The 11984-nt window shown below is 65.3% G+C and carries 10 protein-coding genes; 2 read left to right on the forward strand and 8 right to left on the reverse strand.

Annotated features, from left to right (window positions below):
* Nucleotides 1-17: 17 nt before the first annotated feature.
* Together AB0362_RS10265 and AB0362_RS10270 are read right to left on the reverse strand one after the other, a co-directional pair.
* A complete protein-coding gene (locus tag AB0362_RS10265) occupies nt 18-785 on the reverse strand; it encodes an acetoin reductase (protein WP_317809614.1) in 768 nt (255 codons plus the stop codon).
* Nucleotides 782-1840 carry a 2,3-butanediol dehydrogenase gene (locus tag AB0362_RS10270; protein ID WP_149406434.1) on the reverse strand — a complete coding sequence of 353 codons (1059 nt, stop codon included), beginning with the start codon at nt 1838-1840 and terminating at the stop codon, nt 782-784. Before AB0362_RS10270 ends, AB0362_RS10265 begins: the two co-directional genes overlap by 4 nt.
* Nucleotides 1841-2070: 230 nt before the next feature.
* Between AB0362_RS10270 and AB0362_RS10275 the strand changes: the two genes are divergently transcribed.
* Nucleotides 2071-3912, forward strand: coding sequence for an NAD(P)/FAD-dependent oxidoreductase (locus AB0362_RS10275; RefSeq protein ID WP_317809612.1), 1842 nt, complete (start codon nt 2071-2073; stop codon nt 3910-3912).
* Between the two features lie 61 nt (nt 3913-3973).
* Here the strand turns inward: AB0362_RS10275 and AB0362_RS10280 are convergent, their stop codons facing one another.
* The 3 genes from AB0362_RS10280 to AB0362_RS10290 form a co-directional block, all read right to left on the reverse strand.
* Entirely contained in the window at nt 3974-5338 is a 1365-nt protein-coding gene (locus tag AB0362_RS10280) for an NAD(P)/FAD-dependent oxidoreductase (RefSeq protein WP_317809611.1), read from the reverse strand.
* 63 nt (nt 5339-5401) lie between these two features.
* Nucleotides 5402-6868 carry a carboxylesterase family protein gene (locus tag AB0362_RS10285; protein ID WP_317809610.1) on the reverse strand — a complete coding sequence of 489 codons (1467 nt, stop codon included), beginning with the start codon at nt 6866-6868 and terminating at the stop codon, nt 5402-5404.
* A gap of 51 nt (nt 6869-6919) precedes the next feature.
* Nucleotides 6920-7924, reverse strand: coding sequence for an aldo/keto reductase family protein (locus AB0362_RS10290; protein ID WP_149406430.1), 1005 nt, complete (start codon nt 7922-7924; stop codon nt 6920-6922).
* A gap of 105 nt (nt 7925-8029) precedes the next feature.
* Between AB0362_RS10290 and AB0362_RS10295 the strand changes: the two genes are divergently transcribed.
* Nucleotides 8030-9586 carry an amidase gene (locus tag AB0362_RS10295; protein WP_317809609.1) on the forward strand — a complete coding sequence of 519 codons (1557 nt, stop codon included), beginning with the start codon at nt 8030-8032 and terminating at the stop codon, nt 9584-9586.
* A gap of 76 nt (nt 9587-9662) precedes the next feature.
* Here the strand turns inward: AB0362_RS10295 and AB0362_RS10300 are convergent, their stop codons facing one another.
* The 3 genes from AB0362_RS10300 to AB0362_RS10310 all read right to left on the reverse strand — a co-directional run bounded on the left by AB0362_RS10300 (nt 9663) and on the right by AB0362_RS10310 (nt 11965).
* Nucleotides 9663-10406 carry a hypothetical protein gene (locus tag AB0362_RS10300; RefSeq protein ID WP_317809608.1) on the reverse strand — a complete coding sequence of 248 codons (744 nt, stop codon included), beginning with the start codon at nt 10404-10406 and terminating at the stop codon, nt 9663-9665.
* Between the two features lie 498 nt (nt 10407-10904).
* Nucleotides 10905-11369 (reverse strand): helix-turn-helix domain-containing protein, encoded by a 465-nt coding sequence (locus tag AB0362_RS10305; RefSeq protein ID WP_317809606.1) that lies wholly within the window; start codon nt 11367-11369, stop codon nt 10905-10907.
* Complete coding sequence (locus AB0362_RS10310; protein WP_317809604.1) at nt 11366-11965, reverse strand: DJ-1/PfpI family protein; 600 nt, start codon at nt 11963-11965, stop codon at nt 11366-11368. Before AB0362_RS10310 ends, AB0362_RS10305 begins: the two co-directional genes overlap by 4 nt.
* Nucleotides 11966-11984 lie beyond the last annotated feature (19 nt).

The following is an 11984-nucleotide window of genomic DNA, read 5'->3' on the forward strand; positions in this document are numbered from 1 at the left end:
ATCGACATGAACGGGGGTTACCGATAGACCAGACCGCCGTCGATCAACGGTGCCTGGCCGGTCATGTAGTCCGAGTCGGGCCCGGCGAGATACGAGACGAACGCCGCGACATCCTCGGGGGTCTGCGCACGACCGAGGGCGATGCCGCCGACGAATTTGTCGTAGGTCTCGCCTTCCGCTGCGCCCGTCAGCTCGGCGAAACGCTTGTCGATGGTGACCCACATATCGGTGCCCACCACGCCGGGGCAGTACGCGTTGACGGTGATCCCCTCGGCCGCGTATTCCTTCGCTGCGGCCTGGGTCAGGGCGCGAACGGCGAATTTCGTTGCGCTGTATACCCCGAGCATCGCGAACCCGTCGTGACCGGCGATCGACGACGCGTTGATGATCTTGCCCTTCTGGCCGAGCGACCTGAATTTCGCTGCGGCAGCTTGGATTCCCCACAGCACACCGTCGACGTTGACGGCCCAGATCTTCTTCGTGTCCTCGGGTCGAACATCGTCGAGCGGCGCAACCTGCGCGATACCCGCGTTGTTGACGATGACGTCGAACCCGCCGAGCGCCTCGTGCGTGTGTTCGACGGCGGCGAACACCTGATCGCGGTCGCTGACGTCGGCCACGAATATCGTTGCCTTCGAGCCGGTTTCACGCACTTCATCGGCGACGCCGGCGATCTTGTCCTCGGCCAGGTCCACCAGGGCGATGTCGTGTCCGTCGTTCGCCAACCGCAGTGCGATGGCCCGGCCGATGCCCTGGCCCGCACCGGTCACCAGCACCGCGCTCATGACGCCGCTCCGGTGGAAGGGTCGACCAGAACCTTCATCTTGGTGCCCGCATGCAGCGCCTCGAAGCCGTCGTCGATGACTCCGTCGAGCGTGATCTTGTCCACCCAGCCCGTCGTGTCGTAGTGGCCCTGACTCATCAGATCGATGACGGCCTCGTAATCGGCCGAGGTGTAGCAGAGCGAGCCCTGGATGCGGGATTCGTTCATCACCAGCTTCTGCAGCGGTGTGGTCAGGGGCTTTTCGTAGATCGCGACGCTGACCAGTGGCTTTCGCGCACCGATGCATCCGAGCGCTGTCTCGACGGCCGGTTGAACGCCTGCCGCGTCGTAGATCGCATCGGCTCCGTTGCCGTCGGTGAGATCGGCGATGAAGGCGGGGACGTCGACAGCCGTCGGGTCCAGGGTCTTCGCGCCCAGGGCTTCGATCGATGCTCGACGCGTCGGCGATGGTTCGACGACGTACACGTTGTCGACTCCCTTGCCGCGCAGCGCGAACCACAGTCCGATGCCGATAGGGCCGGCCCCGAACACCATCGCGGTGTCGTCGGGCTTCGGATCCCCGAGTGTCGCAGCGTGATAGGCGACCGACATCGGCTCGACGAGCGCACCGAGTTCGAGGGAAACATTGTCGGGCAAGGCATGAATCATGTCGGTGGGCACCACGGTGTATTCGGCCATTCCGCCGTCGGACATCAGTCCGTGGAAGCCGATCTGCGCGCAGATGTTGTAGTTCCCCGCGCGGCACGGTCCGCAATGCCCGCAGCGGTAGAGCGGCTCGATGGCGACGCGGTCGCCCACGTTGATGCCGGTGACACCCTTGCCGAGTTCGGTGACCGTGCCCGAGAACTCGTGGCCCAGCACCAGCGGCATCTCCTGACCGGTCAGCGGATGCGGCGAGGTGGGGATGAAGATGGGGCCGGCGTAGTACTCGTGCAAGTCGGTTCCGCAGATTCCGTTGAACCCGACTTGGATCTTGACCTGCCCTTCACCTGGATTCGGCTCGGGTACGTCGGTGATCTCCACCTTGTTGGGGCCGTAGTACACAGCTGCGCGCATCGCTTCACTCCTGATCGTCGGATGCACTCATGTCTATGTGACGCCGACCACTTCGGACAGGGTTGCATCCGGTTGCAGTCAATGCCCCTCGAAATCGGGTGCATTCGACCGCGCTGAGCGCGGTCAGCTGCACCGGATTTGCACTGCAACCCCCTGCAACTCTCGACCACCCACCCCTGAAGGAGTGTGCTGGGTCACACAGAAGGTCCCGCACACCGCTAGGAGTTTTGATGACCCAGACCATCGAGCCGGTCGACATCGCCCGCACCCACACCCCGCAGGAACGGGTCGACGCCTGGCTGTCGGAGTTCGAGGAGGCACTGGTCGCGCGCGACATTCCTCGCGTTGCCGGCATGTTCGCCGTCAGCAGCTTCTGGCGCGATCTCGTCACCTTCACCTGGAATCTGAAGACGGTGGAGGGACGCGACGGCGTGTCCGACATGCTCTCCGAGCGGCTCGACGACACCGATCCGACGGGTTTCCGCACCACCGAGACTCCCGACGAGGCAGACGGCGTCGTCTCGGCGTGGATCGAGTTCGAGACCGCGACCAGCCGCGGCAAGGGCCACCTGCGGCTGACCGTCGACGCCGATACCGGCCAGGACGTCGCGTGGACGCTGCTGACCACGATGCAGGAGCTCAAGGGGCACGAGGAGCGGCAGGGAAAGTCCCGCATCAAGGGCGCGGTGCACGGCTCGAATGCCGATACCCAGAACTGGGCGGAGAAGAAGGAGATCGAGGAGAAGGAACTCGGCTACAGCGTGCAGCCGTACGCCCTCGTCGTCGGCGGAGGCCAGGGCGGTATCGCTCTCGGCGCTCGGTTCCGTCAGCTCGGTGTGCCTGCGATCGTCGTCGACCGTGCCGAGCGCCCAGGCGACCAGTGGCGTGGCCGCTACAAGTCCCTGTGTCTGCACGACCCGGTCTGGTACGACCACCTGCCGTACCTGCCGTTCCCGCCGAACTGGCCGGTGTTCGCACCGAAGGACAAGATCGGCGACTGGCTCGAGATGTACACCAAGGTCATGGAGGTCCCCTACTGGACCAAGACCACCGCGAAGTCCGCTACCTACGACGAGGTGGCGAAGGAGTGGACGGTCGTCGTGGACCGCGACGGCGAAGAAGTGATCCTGCGGCCCAAGCAGCTGGTGATGGCCACCGGAATGTCCGGCAAGAAGAACGTGCCGAACTTCCCCGGCATGGACGAATTCGAGGGTGAGCAGCACCATTCCAGCGAACACCCCGGCCCCGACGCGTATGTCGGCAAGCGCGTCGTGGTGGTCGGTTCCAACAACTCCGCGCACGACATCTGCAAGGCGCTGTACGAGACGGGCGTCGATGTGACGATGCTGCAGCGTTCGTCCACGCACATCGTCAAGTCCGATTCGCTGTGCGAGATCGCGCTGGGAGATCTGTACTCCGAGCGGGCCGTCGAGTCCGGAATGACCACAGGCAAGGCCGATCTCACGTTCGCGTCGTTGCCGTACCGGATCATGCACGAGTTCCAGATTCCGGTGTATCAGCAGATCGCGGAGCAGGACAAGGACTTCTACGATCGGCTGGAGAAGGCCGGCTTCCAGCTCGATTTCGGTGACGACGGGTCCGGGCTGTTCATGAAGTACCTGCGCCGCGGCTCGGGCTACTACATCGACGTCGGCGCATCCGAGCTGGTCGCGGACGGCAAGATCAAACTCGTTGCCGGGCAGGTGGATCGGATCAGCAAGACCGGCGTCGTGCTCGACGACGGCACCGAACTGCCTGCCGATCTGATCGTCTACGCCACCGGCTACGGCTCGATGAACGGCTGGGTGGCAGACCTCATCGATCAGGAGACCGCAGACAAGGTCGGCAAATGCTGGGGCCTCGGCTCGGACACCACCAAGGATCCCGGTCCGTGGGAGGGCGAGCAGCGGAACATGTGGAAGCCGACGCAGCAGGAGAACTTCTGGTTCCACGGCGGCAATCTGCACCAGTCACGCCACTACTCGCTCTACCTCGCGCTGCAGATCAAGGCGCGCTACGAGGGCATCGACACCCCGGTCTACGGACTGCAGGAAGTGCATCACCTTCGGTGACCCAGGTGCGCGGTAACTCGTAGCCTGCTACGAGTTACCGCGCACATGCGGCACGGCCGCTCTACTCGTACAGATCGATTGCCTGAGCCTTCTTGATCAGCGCGTCCTCGGATCGCACTTGCGCAAGGTTGACGACGCGCGTCGGCAGGACCGAGGAGTACAGCCAGTCCGTTGCCACCCGCACTCGCGCGGACACCGTCGGCAAGGCGTACAGGTGATAGCCGCGCGCGACGAACTTCGCGACGGGTCCGGTCAACGGAATGCCCAGAGGCTTTGCCACACCGTCGAATCCGCCGAGATCGGCGACGAGACCCAGATCCTTGTGCTTGTACGGACGTGCCTGCCCGACGCCCATCGACGCCGCCACATTCTGTGCCACGGCGACGCCTTGGCGCTGGGCGTGCTGCGCCGTCGGCGGCGTTGGCTTCGACGGGTCGGCGGCGAGGTCGGGGACTGCCGCCGCGTCGCCGATCGCCCAGACGTCTTCTACGCCGGGGACGGTCATGTCCGCGCCCACCACCAGGCGTCCGCCCGCTGTGGGCAGACCCAGCCGTGCGATGAGCGGGCTCGCGGCGACGCCCGCTCCCCACACCAGAGTTCGGGACGGGATCACCTCGTCGTCGGTGAGCGTCACCGACGTTGCGGTGGCCGATGCCACCGACACCCCCAGCCGGACGTCGACACCTCGCTCGGCGAGTACGGCGAGCGCTTCCTTGCCCAGTCGCGCGCCGAGTTCCGGCAGCACCGCGTCCGCCACGTCGACGAGTACCCAGCGCACCTCGTCCGGGTCGACGCTCGCCCAACGGGACGCGATGCCTTTGACCCAATTCTGCATCTGCGCAACGAATTCGGTGCCCGTGTAACCGGCTCCCACGGCCACCACCGTCAGCCGCTCGGCTCGTTCGCTCCGGCCTTCCGGGTTGTCCGGCAGAGCATCGGCTGCGTCGAGTTGCGCAAGCACGTGGTTGCGGATGTAGACGGCCTCACTCAGCGTCTTGAGCCCGTACGCATGCTCATCGACACCGGGGATGTCGAACTGCTTGGTCACCGACCCGGGCGCGAGTATCAGCTTGTCCCACTCGAGCGTCGAGTCGCCGTCGGGGCCGATCACCGTCAGCTCGCGCGCGTCGAAATCGACGGTCGTGACGTGACCGAGCACCAACTTGACGCGCGGCAGCGCCTGACGGGTCGAGACGGCGATGTCCCGCGGATCCAGAACGCCGGTGGCGACCTCGGGTAGCAGCGGACTGTAGAGCAGGTAGTCAGTGGGGGCCACCAACGTCAGCACGGCGCGATCTGGCCCCAGCAGCTTCGCCAGCCGCTGCAAGGCGTTGAATCCGCCGAAGCCCCCACCGACCACCACGACGCGAGCAGGCCGCGCGGGGACCGGAGAACTCGTACCGAAACCAGAAAGGAATCTGCGCATATCCGAGATTAACCCGCCGGTGAGCCACCCCGCAGACGACGTTCGGAGGTTGCCGAGAGAAGGTCAGCGAACCCCGTCCCACACCGCGCGGGTTGCCGGCCTCGGGTCGAGGGAGACGCCCGGCTCGGTGCCGAACATCATCACGGCCCGGTCGGTGCCGTACCGGTCCCAGCCCGGAGAGCCGTCGCGCACGAAATCGACCCAGGCACGGTGCATCTGGTCGGCCACCTGCTGCGGCGGATTCGGGCCCGTGATGCGGGCGGTCTCGGGCTTGTGCAGCATGTCGAACACGAACGGGATCTCGAGCGCATGGCAGGCTCCGAGCGCGCCATCGAACAGCGTTGAGCCCCAGGTGAACTCGTAGACGAACGCGTTTCCGGAACGGGCCTCGACCAGGCGTGTGGCCGGGATGCGGAAGAACCAGTCGGTCATGACGGCGATCATCAGCTCGCCCGCCGAGGCGTCGGGCAGCTGCTCGCGGTACCGGTCCAGCGCCGATGCATCGGCTCGGTACCCGGCGAGAACCATCGTCACGTAGTCCTCGGTGATGTGCGGAACGAGGCCGGCGGGCACGATGAAGAACGCGTGCTCCTCACTGGTGGTTCCGATCAACACATCCACCTGTGTGCCCGCACCGTCGCTGATACGCGAAATGGGCAGCGCCGGAACGACATCGCCGTCGACGTACGGCTCGAAGGCCATGACGTTCAGGGCCAGCTCACCCCACGCCCCGGTCGGGGCCTCGGCGGTGATCCGATCGGACAGTTCACGTTGAGCGTCGACCAACGCGTCCACCGACACCGAAGCAAATCCGTCGACCGTTGCCTCGACACCGAGCGCGGACGCCAATGCTGCGGAGACCTTCCCTGCGGTCTCGGCGGCAATGACATGGTGCCCGGCTCCGCTCTGCAGAATTGCCCGCTGGAAGAGTCCCTCGGCCCGGGGCATCGACATCAAGGTGCCGACGCTCATCGCGCCCGCGGATTCACCGGCTATGGTCACCTGAGCCGGGTCACCGCCGTAGGCAGCGATGTGGTCGCGGACCCATTCGAGAGCCGCGACCTGGTCCAGCATCCCGCGGTTGGCCGGGGCACCGTCGATCAGTGCGAAGCCGTCGACTCCGAGTCGGTAGTTGATCACCACGGCCACGACGCCGTCCCGGGCGAACGCGGAACCGTCGTACGTGGGAATCGCGTTGCTGCCGTTGACGAATGCGCCGCCGTGGATCCAGACGAACACCGGTGCCGAGCCGCCGACGTCGGGGGTGAAGACGTTGACGTTCAGGCAGTCCTCGCCTGGCACCACCGGCTCGCTGAGGATCTCACTGGTCGGCGGCCGGTAGCCCACCTTGGGAACAGTGGCCCCGAGCTCGAGCGCGTCGCGCACTCCGTCCCAGGTAGGCGGCTGTGACGGTGCCTGGAATCGACGGGGGCCGAACGGGGCCTCGGCGTACGGCACCCCGAGGAACGAGGTGATGCCTGCGTCGGTCCGACCGCGAACCTGGCCCTGAGGTGTATCGACGGTGATCATGTCCATACGTCCTTATTACCCTGTTCGCCTCGGACCGACGCCGGCAGGCGGTCAGACCAGACGTGCTTCCGGCGAGCCCGTCTTTCCCGCGTCACGCTCGACCGAATCACCGAGCGCATCGTCGATCTTCGCGAGCACGTCGGCGTCGAGGGTGACCTCGGAGGCCTTGATGTTCTCGGCGATCTGCTCGGGGCGGGAGGCACCGACGAGTGCGGCGGCGATGTTGTCGTTGGCCAGCACCCACGCAACAGCCAACTGCGCCATGGTAATTCCCAGATCGTCAGCAATGGGCTTGAGCTGCTGCACCCGGGTGAGCGTCTGATCGTCGAGGTAGCGCGCGATCATCTTGTCGCCGCCCTTGTCGTCCTTGGCGCGCGAACCGTCGGGCAGAGGTTGACCGGGGAGGTACTTGCCGGTGAGCACACCCTGGGCGATGGGCGACCAGACGATCTGCGAGATGCCCAATTCCTTCGACGCGGGGATCACCTGATCCTCGATGACGCGCCACAGGGCCGAGTACTGCGGCTGGTTCGAGATGATCGAGAACCCGTTCTGGCGGGCGAGTTCCTGACCGGCGCGGAGCTGGTCGGCGGTCCATTCGGAGACGCCGATGTAGAGCGCCTTGCCCTGGCGGACGACGTCACCGAATGCGGCGATGGTCTCTTCGAGCGGAGTTTCGACGTCGTAGCGATGGGCCTGGTACAGGTCGACGTAGTCGGTGCCGAGCCGACGCAGCGACGCGTCGATGCCTTCGAGGATGTGCTTGCGCGAGAGTCCGGTGTCGTTGGGGCCCTTGGGTCCGACCGGGAAGTAGACCTTGGTGAAGATCTCCAGCGATTCCCGACGCTCGCCTTTCAGCGCGTCGCCCAGGACGGTCTCGGCTGCTCCGTTGGCGTAGACGTCGGCGGTGTCGAACGTGGTGATGCCGGCATCGAGGGCGGCACGCACGCACTGGGTGGCGATGTCGTTCTCCACCTGCGATCCGTGGGTCAACCAGTTGCCGTACGTGATCTCCGAAATCTTCAGTCCACTGTTTCCGAGGTATCTGTAAGCCATACCGAAAACGGTACTCCCCGGCGAAGCTCCGACTCCGAGTGTCACGCGGTCCGAATTTACTGATGTGTAACAGCGTGTGCATACGGCGTCGTTAGCGTCGTTACCGTGTCCATCAAAGACCGCAGGGGCGTCCTCGTACTGATCACGGCTCTCACGCTCAGCGCCGTCGGCTGTCAATCGAACAGCACTCCCGACAACGAGTCCGAACTCCCGTTGCAGGGACTCGGCGTCGACGATCTTCGGTCACGCTTGGAGTCGGGTCAGTACACCAGCGCGGATATCACTCGAACGTATCTGGACCGGATCGAGAAGTACGACGACTCGGGCCCGACGCCGCTGCATGCTGTTGTCGACGTCAATGCCGACGCACTGGCCGAGGCGGGCACGTTGGACGACGAGCGCGCGGCGGGAACGATACGGGGCCCGCTGCACGGTATTCCGGTGTTGATCAAGAGCAACATCGGAAGTTCGGAACTTGCCGCGACGGCGGGAAACGTCAACCTGAGTTCGTTTCGCCCCGTCGAGGACTCCCCGGTGGTTCGCAACCTGCGAGAGTCGGGCGCAATCATCCTCGGAACCACCAACATGTCCGAATTCGCCTGGCATGGAACGTTCACCAAGAGTTCCCTCGAAGGTACAACCGCGAACATTTTCGACCGTGAGTTCAGCGCAAGCGGTTCCAGTGGCGGAAGCGCAGTAGCCGTGGCGGCGGGGTTCGCCCCGATCGCCTTGGGTACGGACACCTGCGGCTCGGTGGTCGGGCCGGCCGCCCACGCCGGGCTGGTGGGTTTTCGCCCGAGTCACGATGCGATCAGCAGGGACGGCGTCGTCCCCCTGTCTCTTTCGCAGGACGTGGTCGGGCCGATCGGGCACTCGGTCGCCGACGCAGCCGCGGTGGCCGATCTGACCAGTGGCAACGACAACGGATGGTCCGACTCCGCAGCAGCAGTGGACCTGACATCGGTAACGGCCGCGTACCTCACCTGGCCGTTCGATGCCCGTGGGGCTGATCCGGACAGTCCCGACCAGGCCGTGCGGCCCCAGATCCGTAGCGGCTCGGATGCGGCCGTCGAGGCACTCGCTCAATCGGGACCGCAGTTGGTCGAACTACCCGAGCTGAACGAGGAGTTCGCCACCGACGTTCTGACCGACAGTGGCTACAAGGATGCACGGCCATCCATCGACCAGTTTCTCAGCTCGACGGACGCCGCCTACGACCCCGAGGTCGCCGCGAGGGCTCTCCCGTCGGATGCTTTGACTTTCGAGGATGTGACCGAAGGCAGTGCGCTGGAAGCAGACACGATCACCGAATGGTTGGAGGCACCCTCGTTGCCCAACCCGGCGCAGGATGCGACCCTCGCAAAACAACAGGCGGGAACGCAGGCGCTGACCGACCTCATGGCCGCACAGAATGTCGACGTCCTCATCTACCCGACGACGCCGGAAACAGCCTCAGAGGAGTGGGCAGGCACGGCAGCGTGCGGTATCAGCGCGAACACCGGTGCACCCTCGGTGCAGATCCCGATCGGTAGCACGACGAGCGGCCTGCCGTTCGGCCTGACCGTCGCGGCCGCACCTGGGCAAGACGCCGTCGCCCTCGCGGTAGCGGCCGCCCTCGAAGCCTCCGTCGACGCCGACATACCGGCTCCGGCACTGCCGTAGCCCGCTCGAGAATCTGGGCCGCGACAATATTCGAGAGGACAGATGCCATTATGTCAGAACAGGTTTCGCGTGTCGTTTACCCCGGAATCCGGTAGCGGTTCAGAGCCCACATCCCGAGACCTGCGAGTACGACGGCGGCACATGCACCGCCCGTCGAGAGCCAGAGTTCGACGCGGGGCCAGGACGTGTCCGTGAGTGCAGAGGTCAACGGCGTGTACGACGTCCATCCGTAGGTGACGACCATCGGCACCGTGATCGCCGCCGGGATCGCGAGGCCGAGGGTCGACGGCGTCGGAGCGGCCGGTGTGCACGCCACGTACAGGTAGGCTGCGGCGGCCGGAAAGACGATCAGGGTCGCGACGTAGTGAACGTTGTCCAGCGGCGGCTGCTCGAACAGTGCCGTCACGCAGACCACCGCCAGAACTGCGACGCCGATCAACGTACGCCCCCAACGGAATCCGAGCGCGGTGCCGGCCGCCACCGACACTGCTGTGACGGCCACGAGTCCGAGTGTCCAGCCCCTGTCCGAGGCACTGATGCCCACCCCCGCGGTGGTGGTCGAGGTGAGCAACACGGCCGTCCCGGCGAGAACCATGACGCCGCGGCGGCCCGGTAGCAGGCCGGCCGCCGCGAACAACACGGGTACGACGAAGAGTCCGTAGTACCAGCGGCCGCCGAACCCGTACAGGCTCTGGAACATGCTGAACACGAACACCATATTGAGCAGCAGGCCACCGATCGAGACCAGCAGTATTGCCGCGACTGTGCGGAGTCGCGATCGGTCGCCGGGCTTTCGCCCTGTTCGGCGCGCGCTGCCCACGCCGCAGCCACCACGACGAGCACACAGAGCACCAGAACGATCACCGGTGTGCCCATGTCGGATTCGGTGAGGTAGTCGGCGTAGCGCCGGGGAATTGCGCTGTGCTGTAACGCCTCTACTGCACCCACACTGAGCAGCCCGAGCAGAAACGATGTCGTCAGCAGTGCCTGCCGAACCCGCGTGCTACTCGCCTGTACTGCACTGCATCCCAACAGGACTCCGCCTGCCATCACCTCGGCGAAATCGGTTGAGAACAGCAGTGCCGATCCCCCGATGACAACTGCAGCGGCGATGGACAGTCCGGCGAGCATGCTGCGCCGACGAACGACCATCGCCGTACCCGACGCAAGGATCAGCGCGACCGCGACTCCCCCACCGCCACTGGAGAGCAACAGCCCGCCGACGCTGCTGTCGCCGAAAATGTCGATGCCGTCCGATTGCATCGACAATCCGGCCAGCAATCCGGTCAGAAGTACCCCGAGCGCAATCATGCCCGAATTATGCACTGCCGCTGCGATAGTCCCTGGATGCCGAAAGGATCTTCTCCAGGGTTGCCGCAAATGCCTGCAGCTCTCCCTCTCCCACAGCGGCTCCCACGGCATCGGACCAGGCATGTTGCGCATCCCGCAGCTCGGCCACGGTGTCGCGTCCCTTGGCGGTGGGTTCCAACAGCTTCGCGCGCTTGTGGTTCGGGTTGTCGACGTACACGGCCCACCCTTTGTCCACCAACAGGTTTGCGGTTCGTTGCACGCTCTGTCGTGCCAGCCCCAGCCCGACGCGTCGCGCGATGTCGGCTACCGAGAGCGGTTCGTCCAAGGTGGCTCCGAGAACCTGCCACCACGCCGGAGTCAGGCCCGTCGGCTCGGTGATGTCCTGTGCGGCGGCGAGGAATTCACCGTTGAGCTCGAAGACAGGCAAGACCAGCGCAGTCAGCGCATCCCCCTCGGGGGTGCGTTGCTTCATGCGCCCGCCAGCTGGTCGTAGTACTTGCGTTCCCCCGTCGTGTAGAGGCCGTACCAGGCGTCGACCACGGGTTGCGGAAACACGTTCAACCGCTCGAACACGAGCTTCGCGAACTCCAACGGGCTGACGCCGCCTGCTGTGATCACGGTGCCGTCGGACACTGCCTTCTCGTCGCGGTAGTACTCCGAACCATGGTATTCGGTTGCCTGCGTGAGGAACTCGGGAGCATTCGAGGTGTGCGGTCGGTCGTCGAGCAGTCCGGCCCTGGCCATACCCAATGTTGCCCCGCAGATCGCCGCGACCGGCGTTCCCGCCGCAACGAGTTCGACTGCGAGTCTCAGCACCGCGTCGTGACCGGAGTCCCAACTGTCCGCGCCCGGCAGAATCAATGCGTCGAGTGCCGGCAGATCCGCCAAGCCGACGTCCGGAGTGATTCGCAGACCTCCCATCGTCGTGACGGCCTTCCCTGTCTCGGATGCAACGATCAGCCGATTGGCGTCGGGGTCTTGCTCACGAGCCATGGCCAACCCGGCGGTGAGGTATCCGTACTCCCAGTCGGCCATGGTGTCGGTGGCGTACAGAGCGATCGTTGTCATCTCGAACCTCCAGACTTTC

Source organism: Rhodococcus sp. NPDC079359 (assembly GCF_040702585.1).
Taxonomy (GTDB): domain Bacteria; phylum Actinomycetota; class Actinomycetes; order Mycobacteriales; family Mycobacteriaceae; genus Rhodococcoides.

What these genes read in the sequence shown, in the direction of transcription:
- AB0362_RS10310 (WP_317809604.1), bottom strand. Translation starts at nt 11,965, where the DNA reads ATGACAACGATCGCTCTGTACGCCACCGACACCATGGCCGACTGGGAG.
- AB0362_RS10275 (WP_317809612.1), top strand. Translation starts at nt 2,071, where the DNA reads ATGACCCAGACCATCGAGCCGGTCGACATCGCCCGCACCCACACCCCG.
- AB0362_RS10290 (WP_149406430.1), bottom strand. Translation starts at nt 7,924, where the DNA reads ATGGCTTACAGATACCTCGGAAACAGTGGACTGAAGATTTCGGAGATC.
- AB0362_RS10285 (WP_317809610.1), bottom strand. Translation starts at nt 6,868, where the DNA reads ATGATCACCGTCGATACACCTCAGGGCCAGGTTCGCGGTCGGACCGAC.
- AB0362_RS10305 (WP_317809606.1), bottom strand. Translation starts at nt 11,369, where the DNA reads ATGAAGCAACGCACCCCCGAGGGGGATGCGCTGACTGCGCTGGTCTTG.
- AB0362_RS10265 (WP_317809614.1), bottom strand. Translation starts at nt 785, where the DNA reads ATGAGCGCGGTGCTGGTGACCGGTGCGGGCCAGGGCATCGGCCGGGCC.
- AB0362_RS10280 (WP_317809611.1), bottom strand. Translation starts at nt 5,338, where the DNA reads ATGCGCAGATTCCTTTCTGGTTTCGGTACGAGTTCTCCGGTCCCCGCG.
- AB0362_RS10270 (WP_149406434.1), bottom strand. Translation starts at nt 1,840, where the DNA reads ATGCGCGCAGCTGTGTACTACGGCCCCAACAAGGTGGAGATCACCGAC.